We start from the raw sequence: 22,680 nt of genomic DNA, 5'->3' as shown, positions 1-22,680 counted from the left end.
CACAAAAAAAAGGGGGGGCAGATGCCCCCTCAAAAGTATGAGCAGTCTGAAGCAGTGGAGCATCATTGGGCTCGTGTTGTGCCCGATGGTCCTTCTGGCGGGTCAATGGTATGACCTTGAGAATATCCCGGGGTACCCGCTGTACGAAGGAACGGCAATGGCGTTCGGCAGGTGCAACGGGACTCCGTATGTGTGGCTGTTGCACGGCCGGAATGCAGCGCCCAGACCACCATATCACGGCCAACTGCACCGCTACAACATCACGACGGCGACCGGCACTGGAGTCAATGCCGCAGACCCCCACGACCAGGGTTGACTGGGGCGGGGCGATGGCGTACGTGGCAGACCCTTACGCCTACCCTGAAAACGGCTGGCTCTTCGCGCTCAAGGGGAATCGTACGCAGGAGTTCTACATCTACCGTCCCGGGTATAACTCATGGCAGCGGCTTGAGGACATACCGGCTCCGGTGTATGACGGCGGCGCACTCTGTTTCGGAGGCTATCACATGGAGTCGGGCTTGAGCTACGCCTATATCTACGCGCTGGTCGGCGGTGGCAGTTCAAGGTTCTTCCGCTACCGTTTCCCGGTGGTCCCGACCCGTGCGCCTCAGCCAAGCGCATGGAAGGAGCTGTCCTCCGCCGTTATGGGCAACCCGGTCAAGGGCGGTGGTGCGTTGGCATGGTGCCCGATGACTGGCATGGGCTACTCGAAGGGGCTGGTCTTTGCGCAGCGCGGGGACAACACGTATATTCTCTACAAGTACGACCCGGTCTTGGACCGCTCGGAAGTGGCGGCGAGCGTGGCTTATGACATCAGCGACGGCGGCGCAATGACAACCAAGCCGGGCGGCGACTCAGTTTGGTGCTTCCGAGGAAGCGGCGGGAGGCAGTGGTGGGTCTATGATGCGCGAGGCGGCGGCATCCGATACTTCACCAGTGACGCCGAAAGGACTTGGTGGAGCTACCAGTACAAGGGCGCGGCGCTGTGCCATGACGGCTCGTTCGTGTACGCCGAAATCGGCCACAGCAGTGGCCAGATTTTCAAGCGGTTCTCGCTCAGCGGCGCTGAGGAGCAAGGCGACGGAGGACAGAGCGGCACAGGTGGGCCCCAAGTATCGGTCTTTGTGTCTGCCGGTCCTAGCACGCACCGGTTCCGGATTGGAGCACCATTCTCCGGCCCGGTCACGCTGAGCGTACGCGACGCGACTGGCCGCGTGAGAGCTTCTGTCAGGAGCACGGCAACATCGGGCGCGACCGAATTGGTCTGGAACCACGATGGCGTTGCTCCGGGCGTGTACTTCTACGCGATAGAAGCAGCCGCGGCCCGCGCCGCGGGCAAGATAGTGGTTGCGAGGTAAACCGTGCCTGCCCGGCACTTGACCTGCAATTCCTCGGCGACATGCGCCGGAAGGAACCGAGCCAGCCATCCGGCGGCGTCCGCGGTCCGGATTCTTTTGTCAAGGCTGCCTCTTGCAATTCTGGTGTTCCCCGCGTGGTCCGGGGCGGTCGTGACGTTTGAGCGGACATGGTGCTGGCGCGTGCCGGGAAATGCCTGCGGGTACACAGTGGAGCAGACCGCGGATGGCGGGTACATTGTCGGCGGGCATGTTCAAACCGGCGATAGCCTGCACTGCACGTACAACATGATTCTCTTGCGCACCGACTCGCTGGGTGATACGCTGTGGAAAGCCCTGTACCAAGACTGGCGAATGGGCTACGAATGCCTGATGGCCGATGGGGGCTGCATCATCGTCGGTGACACGTTTGACAACGACAACGGTCATGTCGTGGTTGCGGCAAAGGTGGATTCAACGGGCAAGGAGTTGTGGAGAAACAAGTTCTTCATTTCTGCTTCGGTCAGCACCGGCGCGGCTGCATCGACTGCTGACGGCGGAGTCATCGTCACCGGGATATTCGAGGACGCCTGCGGAACTCATCTAGGCTTGGAGAAGGTGGACTCGCGCGGCGAGCTGAGCTGGTTCAGAACTTACCCCGTGCCCGGCGAAGAGGCCAGCGTGGGAAAGTCGGTCGTTCAGACCAGCGACGGCGGGTACATCGTCAGCGGACTCTTGCGCGACACGACGGACACTCTCTACATGTATCTGGTCAAGACCGATTCGCTGGGCGAGACCCTGTGGACCAAGGTGCGGAACCGGTGGAACCGCTACCAGTTTGCCGACGGTATGAGCATCAGGCAGACCGACGACGGCGGGTACATCATCACCGGTTCGACCCAAGACACGGCGCAGCAGGATGGCGGCCCGATGCTGATGAAGACCGATTACCTGGGCGAAATACAATGGCTCCGCGTATGCGGCGGGAACGGCATCTGGGCCCACTGCGTCCGGCAAACGTGGGACAAGGGGTATGTCATCGCCGGTCCTGGCGGTCCTCGCCGTGCGGCATGCCTTATCAGGACCGACTCGCTCGGCGATACGCTCTGGACCAGGAGTTTCAGGCCCCCGTTCACCCTAGGGACCGTCTCCGCCTTCTGGGTGGAGCAGACCGCAGACCGCGGTTACGTGCTGACCGGTGACGTTGACTACTGGTACGTGTACCTGGTCAAGACCGACTCGCTGGGCATGGTGGAGGTCGGCCTGGCCGAGGAACCCGGCAGCGCCCCGGCCACGCGGGGCATTCAGGTGAGCCCGAATCCGTGCGTCGGCAAAGCAAACATCGTTGTGCTTGGCCGCGAGACTGAGTCATTCAGTCTGGAGGTTCACGACGCGGCTGGACGGCTGGTCCGGACTCTCACCGCGACCTGTCAGTCGAACGGCATCAGGATGGCGGTCTGGGACTGCACTGATGGGGCTGGCAGACCGGTCCCGACCGGAGTCTATCTCGTGAGAGCAGCCAACCGGAGACAAGCCTCAACTGAGGCAAGGCTCGTTCTTGTCAGGTGAGCACCAGACTGTCTTCCGAAAAGTACCGGCCTGTCTGCGAGAAGCCGTCTCCTTCTACGCGGTTTGTCTTCTCAGTCTGAGTTACCGCAGCACCGACCTTGCGCGGCAGTAGTGGCTTTGCTGTCGTCAGGATTGACACTGAGCGCGGCTGGTTTATGATTTCATGTATGAATCGTTGCTTCCGAGGGGCCTTGCCGGTTCTTTTTTTCTCTGCAACTGCCATAACACTTGCGGCCGGGGACGTGGCCGCGACGCCGGGTGCGCTGAACCTCGCGCCGGAGCCGACCCGGGACGTACTGAGCGTTCTCTCCTCGGGCGAGCGCGGACTTGTGTTGGAGCTCGCCCTTGACACCTTCAATCTGGCTGTGACTACTGAAGGTGTCGTGGCGTCGGCGCCTGGGCTGTACCAGTTAGCCCAGCCGGGCGAACCTGACCTGCCGGGAAGAATCGCGCTTGTCGGAATCCCGCAGCAGGGTGAAATCAGGTTGAGCGCCGAGGCGTCGGACGTGGAGACGTTCGAGGGCGTGACGGTCAGACCGGCACCGGGCTTCACGGAGGGAAGCCAAAAGCCGAGGGCCAAGAGCCAGAGGCGCGATTGGGCTGAAGTGGAGAAAATTGACATCGTGCGTGGCGTACGGGTGGCTTTTGTCCGGCTGAACCCGGTGCAGTATGACTCTGAGAAGAAGACAGTCCGCGCCGCGCGAAGGCTGAAGGTTTCGATTTTATTCACCCGACCGGGAATCGACGTACCCAGCACGGACCGGTTCGACCCCATACTGGAAACCGCCCTCGTCAACGGTGTGATGGCGAAAAACTGGAAGCCGAGCGGACCTAGCATACGAAAAGAGTCTTCGGGCAATTCGGCCATATCACGCGCCGGATTTTATGCACGGTCTGAGATATGGTGCAAAGTGAAGACCGAGACCACCGGCGTGTACCGGATAACACCGGCCGACATTGAGAAAGCCGGCTTCAGCGCCACTGTCATCAACCCGACAACGTTCAAGCTGTACACTCTGGGACCCTACAGAATCAACGAATCCTATCCGGACACGATGGTCGAAGTTCCGGTGTATGTGAAGGGTGAGGAAGACGGCCGATTCGACAAGGCGGACTTTCTCGCCTTTTATGCCGAGAAAACGTCCGGCTGGGACTCGGTCCACAATCAGTGGCAGGAGAATCTGTTTACCGATTACCGGTATTTTTGGCTGACTTGGGGCGGCGAACCGGGCCGAAGGATGGCAAGTGTCTCCGGTGCCGGTGCCACAAGACCGACGACGACCGCACCGGCTCATGTTCGAGTTGAGGAGGACTTGCTCTGTCCGGCGCGGTCGGGACTCTTGTGGCTCTGGCAGAAGTACTTTAAGCAGGCCGGGGTTGACAGCGTTGCGAACCGAGTCGAAATCCCACTACCCGGCCGCACCAGTATCGAAGAAATATCCGGCCGGATGTACGCGGCCAGGGCCGAGGGCGATACCGTATCCAAACACTTCTGTCGACTGTACTTGAACGGCGTGCTGCTAGAATCTCTTTGGATGCGGCCTAGTCACTCGTGTCCGCCGCCAGCCGACTTTGTGCTCGACAGCATCCCACCCGAGACCCGGCGGCCGGTCGGCCAGCCGGACACCCTGACCATTGAGATCTATGGCGATCCAGAGATGGTTGATTACCTTGATTTCCTCCAGGTGCGTTACACCCAGGAACTCAAACTGTCATCGGCCCGGCCGTTCTTGCGGTTCTTCTTTGCCGACTCCGGCCCGGTTGAGTTTGCGGTCGAGGGCGGGGCCGGCGAGGTCCTGCTGCTGGACGTAACCGACTGGCGCGCGCCCAAGCGGATCGTGGACACCGAGGTGTCAGGCAGCACACGCAAAGCAAAGGTCGAAGTCCGGGGCATGGGCGAGTTCTGTTGCGCCCTGGTCGCCAACCTTCGGCCGGTGCTTACACTCGAACCGCGCAGACCCGGTAGCCTGCTCGACCAAGCCGAGCAGGCTGACTATTATATCATCTGTCCGGACGAGTTTCATGCCGCGGCCAGGATGTTTGCCCGGTATCGCGAAGGTAACGTCCGCGGCATTCCATCAGCTCGGGTCCGGGCGGTCCGGCTTTCCGACATCTACGACGACTACACTTTCGGCATGGAGGAACCGGCGGCAATCCAGCGTTTCTTGGCGGACAAGCAGCCGGTGTATGGGCTTTTGGCCGGCGATGCGACTTATGATTACCGGAACCGGCTCGGGCTCGGGCACATGCCCTCGGTTCCGGCCTACGAGATGGGCTATGACATTGATCCTGAAGTGTATGGCATGACCGCAAAGGCATACGACGCCTGGTATGCCGATTTCCAGGGACAGGGCGGTGCGCCGGACATGGTTCTGGCCCGCATCACCTGTCGCAGCGCAGTCGAATTGCGCAGGTTCCTAGATAAGGTCAAAACCTACGAGACACAACCGCTCGGGTTCTGGGCAAAACGCTTCGTGCTGCTAGCGGACGATGAGTGGCTGGGCCAGCCGGGCAAGCGCGACCCGATTGGGTTCTCACATATCGTCGGATGCGAAAACATTGTGCTTTTCACCCGCAATCTCTTGGACCCGGTGAAAATCTATCTGACCGAGTATCCCTACACCGGCGTGAACGACAAGGCCGGTGCGCGGACCGATCTCTTGAATCAGTTGAACCAGGGCGCCTTGTTCTGGTGTTTCTTCGGGCACGGCGCCGGATTTCAGCTCTGCCATGAGCGGACACTCTCGATTGACGGCGTGCCTCAAGTCACGAATGGCGGTCGTAACCCACTAGCGTTCTTTGGTTCGTGCGGTGTCGGTCGATTCGAAGACACTCGCTACGAAGCGATTGCTGAGGAACTGGTCAGAAAGGAATCGGGTTGCATTGCCACGTACGGTGCTTCCAAGGCAACGACCCCGGGCTCGAACGAACTGTTTGCCCGCACGCTGTTTGGCCGACTTGCGGAGAACGACAGCCTGCCAGTCGGTGCCAGTTTCTTTCCCGCCTGGCTGACCTACACGATATACCACATGTTCGGGGACCCGGGCATGATGCTGAGGTTGCCAAAACCGGGCATACCGCCGATTGTCACACCCGACACCCTGTATCCGGGCGGCACCAACACCGTAAGCGACTCTGTACCGGTGCAAAAAGGACGGTATGGCATCTCGGTACGTGAGCTTGACTGGTATCGAACCTACAGCTCTGAGGCCGGCGCCGTCAGCTATGTGCTTCCCGGCTACCGACTACAGGAGGCGCTCGGCACGTTCGACTCGGGACAGGTGGAATGCTCTTTTCTGGTGCCGAGGCTTGACTACCCGGACACTCTCATCGTTCCCAATGGCAAGTATATCCGCCAACCGAACACTGCCTCGGTCAGCTTGCTCGCTTGGGACAACCAGACCGGGTACTCGGCAAGAAAAAAGACCCTCGCGCTCGGCGACACGGTCACGGTCACGGACCGCGCTGCACCCGAACTTATGCTCTTTGCTGACCGCCGGCCCTTGGCAGTGCGCGATACAACAGACGTACCGAGAAGATTCACGCTTGAAGGCATCATCTCAGACCCGTCCGGTATTCTCCTTGCCGCGGTGCCGGACTACAGCCTCTCGCTCTACATTGGCGCCCGCACATCAGGCCGTATTGACCTTCTGCCCGTGTTCGGCTACGACCAGAACTCAACCACAACCGGCCGGTTCTCCTACCCGGTGGAAATCAGCAAGGAACTGGATTCGCTCACGGTCGTCGCGTCGGACAACCTGCGCAATCGGCTTGTTGCGACCGCGTACGTCCGAGCCGAGATGTCGGACGAACTGCGCATCGAGAACGTGCTTGTCTATCCAAATCCAGTATCTGGTCCGGCCACCTTCACGTTCGAGCTGTCCCGCGCCGCGTCCGTAAGCATTAAGGTGTACACGATTTCAGGCCGTCTGGTCCGGTGCCTGCTCGAGCAGCCTTGCTCGTACGGCTACAACCAGGTCGAGTGGGACGGAAGGGATGAGGAAGGACGGACCCTGGCCAACGGGGTTTACCTGTACAAGATTGATGCTCGAGTCAGCGAGCCCGGAGTGGTCCAGACCCGCGCGGCCAGGCGCGACAGACTCCTAGTCCAGTACTAACAGCCCCCCCCGACTGGAATCAAGACCGACTACGCTAGTCTCGGTCTCAGGGCAGTCCGAACCGCCGAAATCGAAAAAGCACAGCGACTCACAGAAGACCCGGCGTCAAGGGGATACAAAGGTCTGGATTACAAACTTTCGGTTGCTGTCCGTTGATCTGCCACAGCCATCCGTCTGTCTCCGTATCGCTGTGATTCCATGCCAGTTTTTCGGGGCCGGGCTGGCCATTGACAGGGCTCGAGCCCGGTCTAAAATTTCAAAGCGACAGCACGCGTGTCTGTTCTGCCGTGGACCGATGCAGCGGCAGAAGTCATGAACCACAGACACGAACCGGAAAGCGAGGCAGTATGAGAACATTGATTATTTCAGCGCTGGTGATGCTCGCCGGCTTAGCAATTGGAGAATGGCAGAGCGTTGGCCCTGAAGGCGGGCCGATTTATTGTGGTGTAGTGGCAGCCGGTGGCGCTGCGATTTACGTCGCGCCGAGCCTCTCAAGTACACCACTGCTAAGAACTACGAACGGCGGAACAAACTGGACCCTGGCCGGTGCAGCCTTGAGCACCTATCCGTGGAACATGGCCGCGCATCCCACTGACCCGAACACACTTTTTGGCGTGGTGAGCGGTGTCTTCTATCGCACGACAAACGCGGGCGCGACCTGGAGCCAAGTTTCGCTTGGCACGAACACCGTTGGCTACGACTTGGCAGTGAATCCTAAGAATCCACAGGTCATCTACGTTGCCTGCTACAAGTCCAATGGCACTGTGTGGCAGATTAGCCTGGCAAAGAGCACCAATGCCGGCACGACCTGGACCACCACGTTTGTTGACACCATCTCGACCGCGAATGGTTACGCCTATTCGTGCGCGATTGATCCGGTTGACACGACCAGAGTGTATGTCGGCGGGTATTCAGGGAACCGAACCGCTTTCTTCCGCTCGACCGATTGTGGCGCAACCTGGACCAGGATTGAGTTTCCTTCGAACGCCTACTACATATATTCGCTGTTTGTCAGCCCGACGGACAATAACACGTTGTTTGCCGGCACGCTCTACGGGGTCTGGCGTTCGACCGATGCCGGCCTGACTTGGGCAAAGCAGAGCACCGGCAACTACAACTACCGGATCGTCGCCGTACCTGGCGAGCCTAACGTGATGTACTCCTCGTGCCTGTCAACGGTCCAGAAGTCAACCGACGCCGGCTCGACCTGGGCAAACGTCGGGCCCGGCCTGGTTGGGACGACAATCCGGGCTGTGCTGACCGTACCGGGTGAGAACTCGACTGTTTACGCCGGTTCGACTGCCGGGATGTTCAAATCTACGGACTACGGCGCAAGCTGGACCGCGGTCAATTCTGGGATACTTATTGGCAAGATTCCGGCCATCGCCTTTGTCCCAGGTACACCGGGTTCGGCCTGGGCCGAGTTCATGGACAACGCTATTTTCAAGACCACAGACGACGGCGACAACTGGACCCGCCAAACATCGCCCCTGAGCTGCGGCAATATCTGCAACATCGCCTTTGACCCGACTGACCCGCAGCGTGTCTGGATGTTTGAAGGCTCTGGTTGAGGGACCGCCGAGCTCTTTACGAGCACCAACGGCGGCGCCGCTTGGACAACAGTTGAAAGCTGGATGAACGATGGTGGTAACATTGCAGTTTCTCCGCACAGCTCGGACGTGATATTCTGCGTCGGCAACCTGTACCCGAACAGTGTCTGGAACATTGCTGTCTCGCACACTTCGAACCGGGGCGCGAACTGGGAACACGATACGCTAGCCTTGGGCAGCAATGCGTTTGCCATTGAATTTGACCCGACTGATGCGAACCGGGTCTATATCGGCGGCGACAGCGCCTATAACTACAGCTACCCGGCACTGCTAGTCTCGACCGACCTGGGTCGAACTTGGACATCGAGCCGAACAGGGCTGACCGGTCGAGTGTGGACAATCAAGGCCGACAAGGATAATCCGGGCGTACTCTACTGTGGCACTTACCGGGGCGTATTCAAGAGCACAAACTCGGGCGACAGTTGGACTGCGACCAGCTTTACCCGTGACACGCGGGCACTGGCCATTGATCCATCTGACGCACGGGTCATATATGCCGGTACGTACGGCAGCGGGGTCTGGGTCTCAACTGACGCCGGCGCAACCTGGACCGAGCTGAATGCGGGGCTGACCTGCAACAGGGTATTGAGCCTGGTGGCGCGCGGTAATCCAAGTCCGATGCTACTGGCCGGGACCGAAGGTGGCGCAGTATTCAGAATGCTGCCATTAACCGGAATCAAGACCGAGCCGCTAGGTGTAAGCCAGCCAGTTACTTTGTGGCCGAACCCGTGCCGGACAAAGGTGCGCCTTCAACTGCCACCCAATTTGTCCGGGCCGGTTGCTGTGACGCTGTTTGACCACACCGGCCGATTAGTCCGGGAACTCCGCATGTTACCCGGCAACTTGGCTGTCCTGGACCTGCGAGACGTCTTAACTGGGACATACTTTGTCCGGGTCACAGGCCAGAACTGGACACGCGTTACCAGGCTGACAGTGCTCCACTGACCGTCAGACCTAGTCTCGCAGAGAGCGAGCTTTCCCGAAACGGCATGACGGCCGCGACCTGAGCGGCTGAGCTGGCGTCAGGACAGCTTGCGACCCTGCTTGTCGGTAAATGACCCGGTTGCGATTCGAATGATATCTATTATCGCGCCGATGCCGCAACATCCGAGGGTGAGCAACCAGACGATGCCGGTGCCGGTCTTACCGACGTAAAAACGGTGTATTCCCAACGAACCCAGAAATATGCACAAGAGCAGGGCGGTTAGTTTTTTCTTCGGCGACAGCTCAGCTGCCGGTGCGGGACTTACTTCATTTGCCATTGTCGTGACTCCTTTCATTCTCGCCGGGCCGGTAGTCGGGCAGTCTGGTCCTTGCTCGGCGTGTGAAGTATCCGTCCCTGCGCTCGGCTGTCAAGGATGGCATTATGCCATCACGCAATGCGTATCGCGCACTACGCTGTCAATAGGAATCCAGCATTGTAGTATAGAGCGGAAAACTCCGGGCGCCAATCGGTCATCCGGTACATCGCACGATATCCTAAAGTGTTATGTTCAGCATCGTCTGCTGCCTGCGGCCGAGGGCAGCCGGGCGCCCACGGCTTGGTTCACAGCAGAAACGGGACAACTTTGCGCAACTTCAAGACCTACGTGTGCCGAAGTCTCAGGCACGGTAGATGCAGACAGGCTGACCAAGGGTTCATATGGCCATAGACCTGGCACTACTACTGCTGTTCATAGTATCAGCACTCCACGGCTATGGTCAGGGGTTTATCAAAGGATTGAACTCATGTATTTCACCTGTACTTGGTGTCTGGCTGGCGCTGCGCCTGTGCGATGGCCCGGCACGGGTTCTCCACTGCCTGCTGGCCGACCACACGCTGTGTCGGCTCGGTGGCTTCTTCCTGATTCTTGCGTGTATCTGGCTCGGGCTGAAGCTGGTCCACCGGTTGCTTGCCCGATTGGTTGGCTGGGTTGATGTCAATGAACTTGACCGCTTTCTTGGCGGTTGTCTTGGCCTGGCAAATGCGGCAGTTGTGGCCTGGGTAGTTCTGGTTGCAGCACTCAGTGCCCTTCCCCCAGCGGTTCGTATTATTGAGCGTTCGAATGGCTCGGTTCGACTCTTGGCCTTGGGCGAGCTGCTCGGCGGCGCAAGACCGAACTCTGTCGAGAACATTCAAGACAAGGAAGCACCGCGGTCAAAGCCAGTTGACTCATCGGCCATGGTTGACGTATTTGACTGAACAACAGGGAAACAGCTGTCCAGGGCAAACTTCGAAACCCTCCTCGTGGGTCTTCGAACGCAATCTGCTGCTGTCGCAATCCACCAGATTCGGTGAAATTGACACAGCCACTTCGGCCACGTATAGTTAGCCCCGCGGTGAACTACGAATGCGGACAAACGGTAGTTCACCGGTAATACCACATGATTGTAATGAGCGAGAACGTCGCCTACGGCTTTGCGGTCGGCCGAATCAGAGTACAGGAAACAACGCTGTTGGACCGCAGCCGTTACGAACGGCTTGTACGGGCGGCCAATGCCGCTGAGCTTCGGTCTGTCCTGACCGACACCTGTTATGGCCGCTACATCGCCGAGGACGCTGAGCCACATCTGCCCAAGTATTCGGTTTCGTTCAACCGGATACTTATCCAGGCCGCGGCCGACAACTTCGACTTTCTTGCCCGTTACTGCACCGACCATTGGGTCCTGGACGCATTCCGACTGCGAGCCGATATTCACAATCTCAAACTCGCCGTCAAACACCGGCTCCTCGGGACCGAATCCGTCGAAGCACAGATGTTCCCCTACGGCACATGGCACGCCAGCCAGGTTCGTGCGCTTGCCGCGGCCGAGCCAGGTGCGGAGCCAAGCCGCGTGCGGCATGCGGTAGTAGAAGCCCTGAAAGGACCGGAACCGTGGAGCGTAGATGCAGTGTTTGACCGGCTGGAACAAGAACTTGTGCTGGAACTGGTCCGTCCGAGTCTGTTCCTTAGCAGGTTGTTTGCAATTCACGCCGACGTTGAGAACCTGCGTACACTGGTGCGCATCCGGCTAACTGGTCGGGGCCGGGCCGTCCTGAGACAGGTGTTCCTGCCAGGCGGCGAATTGACGCTCACGATGCTGACTGAACTACTTGGCGCGGATCTGGATACCATGGTGGCACGGTTCCGCTTCTCCCGCTACCGCGAACTGGTCGAACAAGGGCACAGCTCAGCTACCAACCGGGCCTTTCGGCGCACCGAAAGCCTAGGCCGGGAACTACTGCTCAACTGGCTGAAGCTTGCCCGGTACGCCACCTTCGGGTACGAGCCGCTGGTCAGCTACTACCTCTTCCGCGAAAATGAGATCACGAACCTCAGACAATTGTTCGCTGCCAAAGCTGCCGGCGCTACGGAACAGGAATGCCGGGAGCTCATCGCCTATGTTGACTGAATAGGAAAAACATGAAGACCAGCCACTTTGAGGCTAGCCACTTCCCTGCTGATCTTTCTGGAGAGGATGAGTTGGGCAGCAGCCGGTCGGCTGATACTGATATCGGGCCGGTGGCTGTTGTCGGCGAGGAAAACGCAGTGGCAGCATTCCGGGCTGCCGGGCTTGCCGTATTCCCTGCCGAACCCGGGCCGGGAGCGGCGGCTGTGGTTGAGCGCCTTGTGGCCCGGGGTTTCCGGGTGATATTCTTCACCGCCGACCTGTTCAACTCGATCGGTCAGGTTCTGGAAAAATACCGAAAGGCTGCGGTGCCATGTATCGTCGCGCTTCCCTCAGGGATTGACGACCCGACGGTGGAACGGCTCAAAAACGTAGTTCGAATGGCAGTGGGCGCAGATGTGTTTGGACAGACGCCCGACGCTTCGAGGACGAAATGAGGGAAGAGCAGTCGGCTTCAGTTGGCAGAGTGGTCAAGGTTTCCGGCCCGCTCGTTGTGGCTGCTGGCATGTCCGGTTCAAAGATGTATGACGTCGTGCGAGTCGGGACAGTGCGTCTTCTGGGTGAAGTCATTGACCTTACTGGCGACCGAGCATCTGTGCAGGTATATGAGGAAACCGGCGGTATCGGCCCCGGGGACCCGGTTTATCCGACTTTCGAACCCCTGTCGGTCGAACTCGGCCCGGGTCTCATATCGTCAATCTACGACGGCATCCAGCGGCCCCTGGACGTACTGCGCTTGAAGTCCGGCGACTTTCTTTCCCGTGGCGTCGAAGCCCCGGCCTTGGATCGGAAGCGGAAGTGGGGCTTCCAGGCACTGCGCCACAAGGGGGATAAGGTTGGCCCGGGCGACATCCTCGGCACGGTCCAAGAAACAGTCCTCGTCGAACACCGAATTATGGTGCCGCCCGAAGTCTCGGGTGAGATTATTGACATCAGGACCGGCGAGTTTACGGTCGAGGAGACAATCTGTATCCTGCGCGGAAAAGGCGGAGAAGAGATCCGGTTGACGATGGTTCAGCGCTGGCCAGTGCGGCGACCACGACCGGTGAAGGCGCGGTTACAGCCGGATGCGCCACTGGTAACCGGGCAGCGGGTCATTGACACCTTCTTTCCGCTGGCAAAGGGTGGGACCGCTTGCGTACCCGGACCGTTCGGCTCCGGTAAGACGGTAATCCAGCATCAGTTTGCGAAGTGGTCGGACGCTGAAATTATCGTTTTCGTTGGCTGTGGTGAGCGGGGAAACGAGATGACCGACGTACTCATGGAGTTCCCCGAACTGAAAGACCCGAAGTCAGGCGAGCCGCTCATGAAACGCACCGTGCTAGTTGCGAACACGTCAAATATGCCGGTCGCAGCACGCGAAGCTTCGGTCTACACCGGCATCACAATCGGAGAGTATTTCCGGGATATGGGCTATTCGGTTGCGCTTCAGGCCGACTCGACATCGCGCTGGGCCGAGGCAATGCGGGAGATTTCCGGTCGGCTCGAAGAAATGCCCGGGGAAGAAGGCTATCCAGCCTATCTTGCTTCGCGAATTGCCGAGTTCTACGAACGTGCGGGCCGGGTTGTGTGTCTTGGATCAGACGGGCTCGACAAGTCGGCCAAGCCCGGCGCCTTGTGCGGGGAATCAGGGGCTCCGCCCTTGAAACCCGATTCCGGGTCTGTTTCGGTTCAGGTCGGGCCTTCCGGGGTTGCTCCGGACTCCGGGCGTCCGACGTCCGGTGGAGCGGGCCGCGAAGGGGCACTTTCGGTGGTAGGCTCAGTCTCGCCGCCAGGCGGTGACCTGAATGACCCGGTGGTACAGGCAACGCTCCGCGTGGTCAAAGTATTCTGGTCGCTTGAAGATAAATTGGCATTCCGACGGCATTTCCCCGCCATTTCATGGCTCAATTCTTACTCACTGTACGCCGAATCACTTGCGCCGGCGTTTGCCAAGATGGCCTCCGAAGAGTTCACTGCTGATGCACAACAGGCGATGGCGCTATTGTCCAAGGAAGCCGAACTTGAAGAAATTGTCCGGCTGGTGGGCAAAGACGCACTCTCCGCTGCCGACCGGCTGGTAATGGAAACGGCCCGGTCGCTGCGTGAAGACTTCCTGCATCAGAACGCATTCCACGAGACGGACACCTACACTTCGCTGCCAAAGCAGGCCCGAATGCTGACAGTGATTCTGGAATTCTACCGCCTTGCCCAGACGGTCCTGGCCCGGGGCGTTGACATTGCCACAATTGAACGCCTGCCGGTGCGCGACAGGATTGCACGGATGAAATTCCTCTCCGAACATGAGGCCGAGACCGCAATCGCTGCGGTTCGCGAGCAACTAGTCCGCGAACTTACTGGCCAGGTCAGCCCCGAAACCGGCGCACAGGAGGCAGCGGCCAGGGAGCCGACCGCGGGAAATACAGAAAAATGATTAAAGAGTATCAGACGGTCGTATCGGTTGCCGGTCCACTCCTGCTGGTAGAAGGCGTTGAAGGGGTCAAATATCAGGAGCTGGTCGAAATTCGTACTGCCGACCCGGACGGTCGTGAGTCTGCCGGACTGACGCGTCGAGGGCAAGTGCTCGAAGTGGACCATGACCGTGCGCTCGTGCAGGTATTCGAAGGAAGCTCAGGCATCAGCGTACCGCGGACCCGGGTCCGATTTCTGGGACGCGGCATCACCGTTGGACTATCACCGGACATCATGGGCCGGGTATTCGACGGACTGGGCCGACCTCGCGACTCCGGCCCGGAAATCATCCCGGAGGAACAACGCGACATCAACGGTGCGCCCATCAACCCATGCGCCCGCGAATACCCTAACGAATTCATCCAGACCGGAATCTCAGCAATTGACGGCTTGAACACTCTGGTGCGCGGACAAAAGCTGCCGATATTCTCTGGGTCCGGTCTCCCCCACAACCGGCTCGCGGCCCAGATTGTCCGGCAAGCGACCGTACTCGGAATCTCAGACTCCGATACTCCCAGCCGTACGACATTTGCAGTCGTCTTCGCGGCGATGGGAATCACACTCGAAGAAGCGCAGTTCTTCATTCAAAGCTTTACCGAGTCCGGTGCGATTGAACGTACGGTGCTCTTTCTCAACCTCGCGGACGAACCGGCGATTGAACGGATTGCCGCACCTCGCACCGCCCTGACCGCAGCTGAGTATCTTGCCTTCACGCTCGGCATGCACGTACTCGTCGTGCTCACCGACATGACCAACTACTGCGAAGCGCTACGCGAAATCTCGGCCGCACGCAAAGAAATCCCGGGGCGCCGTGGCTTCCCGGGTTACCTTTACACCGACCTCGCCTCGGTTTACGAGCGCTGTGGTCGCATCAAAGGCCAGCCAGGCTCAATCACCATGATGCCGGTTCTGACAATGCCTGAAGACGACAAGACCCATCCGATACCGGACCTCACGGGTTACATTACCGAAGGGCAGATTATCCTCTCGCGGCCGATGCATCGCCGGGGCGTGTCGCCACCAATTGACGTGTTGCCATCACTCTCCCGGCTCAAAGACAAGGGCATCGGCGCCGGCAAAACCCGCGAAGACCACGCTGATCTGTTCAACCAGCTCTACGCCTGCTATGCTCGGGGCAAGGAGGCCGAAGAACTCGAGGTCATTCTTGGCGAAGCAGCCTTGACCGAGATGGATAGGGTCTATCTCAGCTTCGCCCGCGAGTTCGAGAAACGGTATGTGTCACAGGGCGAATTCGAGAACCGAACCATCGTGCAGACCCTTGAGCTCGGCTGGGAACTGCTTGCCATGTTCCCGCGAACCGAACTCAAGCGGGTTCGGGACTCGAATCTGGACAAGTACTACCGGCAAAGAACTCAAGAGGCCGAGGATTCGACGGGCTGGGCGTCCGATGCCCGGAATCCGGGGCAACGCCCGGAGTCAAGAACTTAGAACTCTGGAGTCCCTGACGGTTTCGCTCCGCTACCCATTTGTTCTCTTTGACCTCGACGGCACGCTGGTTGACTCGGCCGATAGTCTTGTGGCGTCGGTCCGGTACGCGCTCGCAACGGTTGACCAACGCGAGCCACCAGACCGGGACACAATCCTGATACAGGTCGGCAAGCCCCTGGAGCTGATTCTCGCTGAACTCGGGTACCCGGCCGAACCGAATCAGGCAAAGGCGTTTGCCAATGCATTCCGCCAGCACTACGCGGCTCACGGACTCAAAGTTCAACGGCCCTACCCCGGAGCAAGGGAACTGCTTGCTTGTCTCAAGACAATTGGTGCGAAGCTTGCGATCGTGACCACGAAACACCAGACTCAGGCTGAAGAATCGGCCAGTGCAGCAGGCATTGACTGCTACTTTGACTACATCCACGGCTGGGCAGAGGGCAGGAAACATAAGCCCGATCCTGAGCCGTTCCTTTCGGCGCTCGAACGCCTTGGCGGAAGGAGCGCAGACGCGCTGGTTGTCGGCGACACCGAGCAGGACATCATTGCGGCGCGGGCTGCCGGAATCACCAGTTGCGCGGTAACCCATGGATTTAGACCGGTTGCGCTTCTTGCCATGTACCGACCCGACTACATGGTGTCGCACCTCCGCGACGTTGAAGCGATTGTCGTAGAGCAGCGCTGAGCCTTCATAAACTCCATATTCAACGCCGTATTTTCCGGCATGTTGACGGGGTGGAACGGCATCGCGATAGATGTCCCAATGTAACATCAACCGTTGCTGGAACTTAGCGCACAGTCCGCCGTCGGTTTAATTGGAACAATTCTTGCGTATGATGGGTTAACGACAATTGGCATTATTGTGGGGCGACGAAGCCCAGGATGAAGTTTGCGCATGATTGCCGACACGCGGCACTGTGGCCTTTATTGAGTCGGAGCTTCGACACTAAAATTCTTTCGGGTAGCCACAGTGCGGCTCTGCACAAGACTGCGGTTTGTTTTTCCTGCCGCCGCTTGACACAGTAACGAGGTGGTTTAGAATGCGCACGCTAGGAGTCAACCCGTGAAGGAAAAGCGCCGGGTGTTCCACGCTCGGAATGTGGAACAACCCCGGAAACCCCGGCCGAACTCTGGGCAGCCAACGACTGGAGGGGTGAGCGCGGAACTCCGGGCACATGGCTCTCAGTTGTCCACCGGCATCCATCGGCCAGGTCCACTTCACTCCTCGGTCGCGGTCCAAGCTGGCGACGTCGTTATCCACCTTGACCGGCATGGTCGCATCATATTCTGGAACGACGAGGCAGAACGGGTATTCGGCTATGCCGAGCACGAAGCTGCTGGCAGGCCGTTTGAGGTAATATTCCCCGCATCCGGAGTCGGAGCGGACCGGCTGCACTTCGACCTCGGCCGGATAATGGCCGGCCGCGATTTTGCCGGCGGGTTTCAGTGCGTGCATCGGAACCGAAAGCAAGTTGCGATATACCTGTATGCCACAGCCGGCCGGGATAAGACCGGCCGGGTTGCCGGAGTCGTATGCATTGCCCGGGACGTTACTCAGAACTGGCGGGCCGAGCAGGCGGCCCGAGCGTCCGAGGAAAAGTACGGCCTGCTGTTGCAGGCTACTTCGGACGCCGTGGTTCTGGTCAATCGTCGGGGCCGTATCATTGAAGCGAACCGGGCCGCGTCAGAAATCACCGGCTTTCCGCAGGAGGCGCTAATAGGAAAGTCAGTAGCCGACCTTGTACCACCGCCCGGCCGTCGCGCGGCCGAGGCTGAGTTCCGCCAGCTCTTGTCACGACCCCAGCTTTCCGGCACGCTGGACATTTTGACCGCCTCGGGTGGCGCAGCCATTGTTGAGTACAGCGCGACCGCGGTTATGAACGATGGCAATCGGTTTTTCTTTGCCATTGCCCGCGACGTCACGGAGCGGGTTCGGACCGAGCGTCTGATGCGGGAGTCTGAGGAGAAGTACCGGCGTTTATTTGCCGCTCTCCGGGATGCGATGTATCTTGAAACTCTGGACGGCAGCATCCTTGACGTGAACGAGAGCGCCTGCCGCATGCTGGGGTACACGCGAGAGGAACTTTTGCGACTGAGAGTGGAAGACATTATTCCAGCACCAGCGCGGGCCGGACTGGAGCTGGTACGGGATGCACTCTTGCAGCGGGGGGAGTACCACGGTGAGGCGGTCAATGTTCGCCGCGACGGCACTGAGGTTCCGGTGGACGTGTCCTGTTCACTCGTTGAACTGGAAGGCCGTACCTTGGTCCTAGCACTGGCGCGGGATGCAACCGAGCGGATTCGTGCCGCCCGCGCTTTGCGCGAGAGCGAGGCCAACTTCCGTGAGCTTGCGGCTAACGCCGATGACGCCATCCTGATTGCTTTGGGACCGCAGGCCCGGCATGTGTACGTCAACCAGCGCGCATGCGAAATAACCGGCTACACGGCGGAAGAGCTGCTGCGCATGGGCCCAGCCGAACTCGGCCATCCGGATGAACGGGCAAAGCTTCTTTCCCGGTATCAGCGCCGCCTGGCAGGCGAGCCGGTGCCCCCACAGTACGAGACAAAGATCCTGCGCAAGGATGGTACTGCCGCAGACGTGGAGATCACTGCAGCTAAGACGGTCTGGAGGGGTCAGCCCGCAGACCTCATCATCGTGCGTGACATTTCTGACCGCAAACGCGCCGAAGCGCAACTCCAGGCTATGGCCGCTGAACTGCGCCGGGAACGTGATCGAGCCAAAGAGTATCTGGACGTAGCCGAAGTCATGCTCGTCGCCCTGAACCGGCAGGCAGAGGTGACAATGATAAACCGCAAGGGCTGCCAAGTCCTGGGCCGCAGCCAGGAGGAAATCATTGGCAGGAACTGGGTCGAGAACTTCGTCCCGGAAAGTCAGCGCAAATCAGTAATGCAGACTTTTGTCGGCATCATCTCAGGCGACATCAGGCCGGACGAGTACTACGAGAACCCGGTCCTGACCGCAGATGGATCTGAACGGGTAATTGCCTGGCACAATGCACTCCTGCGCGACGAGCAGGGCAACATCCTCGGCACTCTGAGTTCAGGTGAGGACATTACTGAACGCCGCCAAGCCGAGAACGCGCTGGCCGAGAGTCAGCGCCGCTTGGCAACTCTGCTTGCTAACCTACCGGGTATGGCCTACCGCTGCCGCAATGACCCTGACTGGACGATGGAATACGCAAGCGAAGGCTGCTTTGCACTGACCGGGTACCGGCCCGACGAACTTGTGAACAGCAATAAGCAGACGTTCAGCAACCTTATCCACCCTGCAGACCGACCTCTGGTTGATGCCGAAATCCAGGCGGCAATTGCAGGACACGAACCGTTCCAAGTTACCTACCGGCTCAACACTAGGGAAGGACTGAAGTGGGTATGGGAGCAAGGGCGGGGAGTCTACGACCAGTTCGGCAAACCGGTAGCATTCGAAGGATTCATCACCGACATCACCGAACGCAAGCGCGCCCAGGCCAGGCTTGCCGAATCCGAGGCTCAGTATCGGGCATTATTCGACCTCGCACCGGACGGCATCGCCGTTCACCAGGACGGACGCGTTGTCTTGGTGAACCGAACCGGCGCAGCGATTCTCGGATACGACCGACCGGACGAGATGATCGGGCTGCCGGTCATGGATTTCGTTCACCCGGACGACCGCGAGCTGGTGATGGCGCGTATCCGGCTGGCCCTAGAGCAGGGTCGGCCTGCACCCCTTGCCGAGGAGCGGTTCCGGCGCAAGGACGGGACTTATGTCTGGGTCGCTGTTGTCAACTCGCCATTTGTCTGGCAGGGCCGGCCCGCGGTGCAGGTTGTGGTCCGCGACATATCGGAAAGGAAACGGCTTGCCGAAAGGGTCGAGGAGCTATCCGGTCAGATGAAAGCAATGTTCGAACAATCGGCCCATGGTATCGCTGTGGAACGTGATGGACGTCTAGTCTATGTGAATAGCCAATTCACCGAGCTGTTGGGTTACTCAGACCAGACTGAACTACTAGGGCGTCCATTCACCGCGTTCGCTGCCGAGGCAGACGGGGAAAAGGTCTCTGACCATGCTAAGAACCGGTTGCACGGCCAGGAAACAGTGGGGCCGTACCGTTTCCAAGCATTGCGGCGGGACGGAACTATCGTCGAACTGGAGAATATCGTCTCGTTTTTTGAGCTGGGCGGCCACGGATACCTCGTGAACGTCATCCGACCGCCGGCTCACGACTGAGCCGGCCCACCTGGGGTAGGACCACCGATTGACATCCAAGACAGCCTGCCTATCCTCTGACTGATGTCTGTGCCACCTGACTTGACCGAAGCTGTAGTCTCGGCTGTCCGGACCGGGTACCGCTGGGAACTTGATCGAGCGATGCGGGCGAATGCTTATCTGCGGGTATTCTTCTCCAGCGCACTCCTCCTCTACAGCGGCTTTGGGCCGGGTCTGCTTATCAGATTTCCGGTTACCGTCAGCGAGCCTCACTTGGAGCCTCTTTCCCAGTTCTATGCCTTCCGGCCAGCGATATTCGCGCTCATTTTCGCGGCGCTGTCTTGCGTCCTGGCCGCGCTTGCCCAGCGTGGCCAGGTACTTTTCGAGTCCGCCCTTGCCGAAGACCGACCGAACCGAACCGAGGAGTATTTCCGGCTGCTGGCACCGAGTCCGCTACCGTTTGTGCTTTCCGGAAATCTGCTTGTGGATGGCATTGTTTTTGTTATTGCGGTTGCGGCCTACGCATTCTGGGTCGTGCTCCTCGTTGAAACAACTCCGGTCGTAATGCAGGCATACCAGGTTGTCGGCGTGGTGCTGGGTTCCTACGGCCTTTTCGCCGCGCTCATCGTCATCGGATTTGTCTGGGCCGGACTTGTCCGCCGCAGCCGCAAGCTACGCCGCACTAGCCGGCCCGCGGCTAATTCGGCGAGCACTCGACCGGTTTGAGCCGGAACACCCGAAACCAGCACGGTCTGTCAGTCTGACTGACCAGCACACGCCCCGGATGTCGGGCGAGCAACGCACCAAACACAACCAGTTCCGGCCCGGCCCGCGAGACCTTGGTTTCGAGGATTGCGGCGTAAACCGTATCTCTGGCGCTGATGGCGCGGTCCACCGGCACAGGTACGTTATGCTCAGTGAAGTGGATGTAGTCGCGCCACCCCCAGGCCGCACTCAGGAACTCTGACACCCGGGCGTTGCACACAAGCAGCGCCGCCTCAGGTACCGAGCCAAGCACGAGCCTGCGGTATCGATCCTGCGTCTCCAGATACCGGGCGTGAACGAACTGTATGACAAGCGACAGAGCAAAGATTAGGCCGAGGAACGCATACTTGACCGGCTCGGTGCCATGAACCGTGGTCGTCAGCCGATGCGCGGCCAGCGCATAGGCAAGCGTGAAAAATGGCGTCGCCGGAAGCAGATAACGCAGCCCGATTGCCAGGCCGGTAGCCCCCGCGGATAGCGACGGAATGTACGAGAAAAAAAGGGCCGGGAGCAGGAGCGTGTACGCAGGCAATGAGAGCGCGAGTCGGTACTTTCCGGCCGCGAGCGGAGCAAGAAGCATGAGGGGATAGAGGAAAAGCAGTGCCGGCAGGTAGAATGCGAGATTGCCGGTCAGAAACGCGGGGTCTAGGGTGCCTGTTAGATGCCAGGGAAACGAAAGTGGACCACCATAGCAATATGTGTTGTAGCCCAGAATAACGATGCCAAACACGGCCGTACCAACGCAGAAGTACACCATCCGACGCAGCCGGCGGCCCGGGCTGAGCGCAATCAGGGCAACAAACGCAGGAAGTGCCACTACGTTCGAGTAGCGAACAAGACAGGCAAATCCCAGGCACAGCCCAGCGCCAATTGGCCTTTCGCCGAACCGTAGCAGCAAGTAGAAAGTAGCGAGAAGGACAGTTGCCGACAAGAGATCGCTCATCAATGTTCTGGAATAGAGGACGACGGCCGGGTAGAAAAGGTAGAGCAGGGCCCAAGCTGGATTGGCCGATGGTTCAAGACGGACAAACACCTGCCAGAACAGCCAGGTGCCGAGAAGAGCAAGCACCAGCCCGGACAGAAAGGCCCAGCGCCATCCTGGCAGCGTGAAGGGCAAAAGAAACAGACTGGTGCCCGGTGGATACTTTGAGGCAATCCGTCCGGTCGGTTCTACACCCAGCGTTTCGGCGGAAAGTTGTGTTTTCAGCGCCTCGCGCCCAGCGTTTCGGCGGAAAGTTCTGTATTCAGTGTTCTGCACTCGGAGTTTCGGAACGGTCATGGTCACACTTAGTTGCGGGGCTGGTATGGATGAGTTTTCGTAGGTGATGTGGCCGGTGCGGAACAGAAGTGCCTGAGTGAGGTAGGAGTGTTCGTCAACTATTGCCGGAACCTTCGGATACAATAGCAGGAACGCCACGGCATACACTGCCATTCCGAGCGGAAAAATCCATGTTTGATGAGAAACCCGCCTCCGTGCTGTCGCCGCTATCATTTTGAGGCGGGTCCGGGAATCCCACGTAGGAGTCTTATCCGTTGGGGAGCAACCGGAATCCGAGAATTCGCGTCGTGTCCGAAGCCACCAAAATCTAAGACCTGCCGAGCCACTGCGGGTCCGCACCGAAGCATGACTGACCGCACTTGCCCGATGATAGGAGTACGCATGGTCATCGTCAAGTGGACTTTAGTAAGAGGGGGGCCGGCCAAGGCACATCGTGACCCCCTGCCTGACGCTTGCGCGTTTCATATGATACCCGTAGCGCCAGCAACTCGTCAAGGTCGAGCGCAGGCAACAGGAGAACACCCTGGTC

General features: G+C 59.3%; 16 protein-coding genes and 1 pseudogene. 15 read left to right on the top strand and 2 right to left on the bottom strand.

From position 1 onward, the window contains the following. The first annotated feature begins 37 nt into the window (after positions 1-37). From ABIL25_00640 to ABIL25_00610, 7 genes and pseudogenes are all read left to right on the top strand, one after another. Positions 38-316 (top strand): hypothetical protein, encoded by a 279-nt coding sequence (locus ABIL25_00640; GenBank protein MEO0080787.1) that lies wholly within the window; start codon positions 38-40, stop codon positions 314-316. Continuing rightward, entirely contained in the window at positions 288-1,358 is a 1,071-nt protein-coding gene (locus ABIL25_00635) for a hypothetical protein (GenBank protein ID MEO0080786.1), read from the top strand. Before ABIL25_00640 ends, ABIL25_00635 begins: the two co-directional genes overlap by 29 nt. A 96-nt stretch (positions 1,359-1,454) precedes the next feature. Next, positions 1,455-2,903, top strand: a complete 1,449-nt coding sequence (locus ABIL25_00630) for a FlgD immunoglobulin-like domain containing protein (GenBank protein MEO0080785.1) — start codon at positions 1,455-1,457, stop codon at positions 2,901-2,903. Positions 2,904-3,070: 167 nt separating this feature from the next. After that, entirely contained in the window at positions 3,071-7,021 is a 3,951-nt protein-coding gene (locus ABIL25_00625; protein ID MEO0080784.1) for a C25 family cysteine peptidase, read from the top strand. 347 nt (positions 7,022-7,368) lie between these two features. Beyond that, the gene (locus ABIL25_00620; GenBank protein ID MEO0080783.1) at positions 7,369-8,592 is read left to right on the top strand and encodes a hypothetical protein; all 1,224 of its coding nucleotides are present in this window, start codon (positions 7,369-7,371) and stop codon (positions 8,590-8,592) included. A 21-nt stretch (positions 8,593-8,613) separates the two neighbouring features. Further along, a pseudogene (locus tag ABIL25_00615) lies at positions 8,614-8,997 on the top strand (hypothetical protein). 252 nt (positions 8,998-9,249) lie between these two features. Beyond that, complete coding sequence (locus ABIL25_00610) at positions 9,250-9,576, top strand: T9SS type A sorting domain-containing protein (GenBank protein ID MEO0080782.1); 327 nt, start codon at positions 9,250-9,252, stop codon at positions 9,574-9,576. A 77-nt stretch (positions 9,577-9,653) separates the two neighbouring features. Here the strand turns inward: ABIL25_00610 and ABIL25_00605 are convergent, their stop codons facing one another. Continuing rightward, positions 9,654-9,911 carry a TM2 domain-containing protein gene (locus tag ABIL25_00605; protein MEO0080781.1) on the bottom strand — a complete coding sequence of 86 codons (258 nt, stop codon included), beginning with the start codon at positions 9,909-9,911 and terminating at the stop codon, positions 9,654-9,656. 362 nt (positions 9,912-10,273) lie between these two features. Between ABIL25_00605 and ABIL25_00600 the strand changes: the two genes are divergently transcribed. The 8 genes from ABIL25_00600 to ABIL25_00565 all read left to right on the top strand — a co-directional run bounded on the left by ABIL25_00600 (position 10,274) and on the right by ABIL25_00565 (position 20,833). Beyond that, on the top strand, positions 10,274-10,813 hold the full coding sequence (locus ABIL25_00600; protein MEO0080780.1) for a CvpA family protein: 540 nt from the start codon (positions 10,274-10,276) through the stop codon (positions 10,811-10,813). A 191-nt stretch (positions 10,814-11,004) separates the two neighbouring features. Further along, positions 11,005-12,003, top strand: a complete 999-nt coding sequence (locus ABIL25_00595) for a V-type ATPase subunit (GenBank protein ID MEO0080779.1) — start codon at positions 11,005-11,007, stop codon at positions 12,001-12,003. An 11-nt stretch (positions 12,004-12,014) separates the two neighbouring features. Next, positions 12,015-12,437, top strand: a complete 423-nt coding sequence (locus ABIL25_00590) for a V-type ATP synthase subunit F (protein ID MEO0080778.1) — start codon at positions 12,015-12,017, stop codon at positions 12,435-12,437. Then, positions 12,434-14,413 (top strand): V-type ATP synthase subunit A, encoded by a 1,980-nt coding sequence (locus ABIL25_00585; protein ID MEO0080777.1) that lies wholly within the window; start codon positions 12,434-12,436, stop codon positions 14,411-14,413. The genes ABIL25_00590 and ABIL25_00585 overlap by 4 nt, the downstream gene beginning before the upstream one ends. Then, the gene (locus ABIL25_00580) at positions 14,410-15,900 is read left to right on the top strand and encodes a V-type ATP synthase subunit B (GenBank protein MEO0080776.1); all 1,491 of its coding nucleotides are present in this window, start codon (positions 14,410-14,412) and stop codon (positions 15,898-15,900) included. The genes ABIL25_00585 and ABIL25_00580 overlap by 4 nt, the downstream gene beginning before the upstream one ends. Then, positions 15,860-16,585, top strand: coding sequence for an HAD-IA family hydrolase (locus ABIL25_00575; protein MEO0080775.1), 726 nt, complete (start codon positions 15,860-15,862; stop codon positions 16,583-16,585). The genes ABIL25_00580 and ABIL25_00575 overlap by 41 nt, the downstream gene beginning before the upstream one ends. Before the next feature lie 378 nt (positions 16,586-16,963). Continuing rightward, positions 16,964-20,128 (top strand): PAS domain S-box protein, encoded by a 3,165-nt coding sequence (locus tag ABIL25_00570; protein ID MEO0080774.1) that lies wholly within the window; start codon positions 16,964-16,966, stop codon positions 20,126-20,128. Positions 20,129-20,191: 63 nt separating this feature from the next. Continuing rightward, complete coding sequence (locus tag ABIL25_00565; protein ID MEO0080773.1) at positions 20,192-20,833, top strand: hypothetical protein; 642 nt, start codon at positions 20,192-20,194, stop codon at positions 20,831-20,833. On the opposite strand, the gene ABIL25_00560 is transcribed toward ABIL25_00565, so the two are convergent. Beyond that, positions 20,805-22,364 carry a hypothetical protein gene (locus ABIL25_00560; GenBank protein MEO0080772.1) on the bottom strand — a complete coding sequence of 520 codons (1,560 nt, stop codon included), beginning with the start codon at positions 22,362-22,364 and terminating at the stop codon, positions 20,805-20,807. The two genes, ABIL25_00565 and ABIL25_00560, sit on opposite strands and share 29 nt — an antisense overlap. Positions 22,365-22,680: the final 316 nt, after the last annotated feature.

This window comes from candidate division WOR-3 bacterium (genome assembly GCA_039801365.1).
GTDB lineage: Bacteria > Hydrothermota > Tepidihabitantia > Tepidihabitantales > Tepidihabitantaceae > JBDRUN01.
The sequence above is the reverse complement of the archived record's forward strand: the minus strand, read 5'-3'. Positions and strand labels throughout refer to the sequence as shown.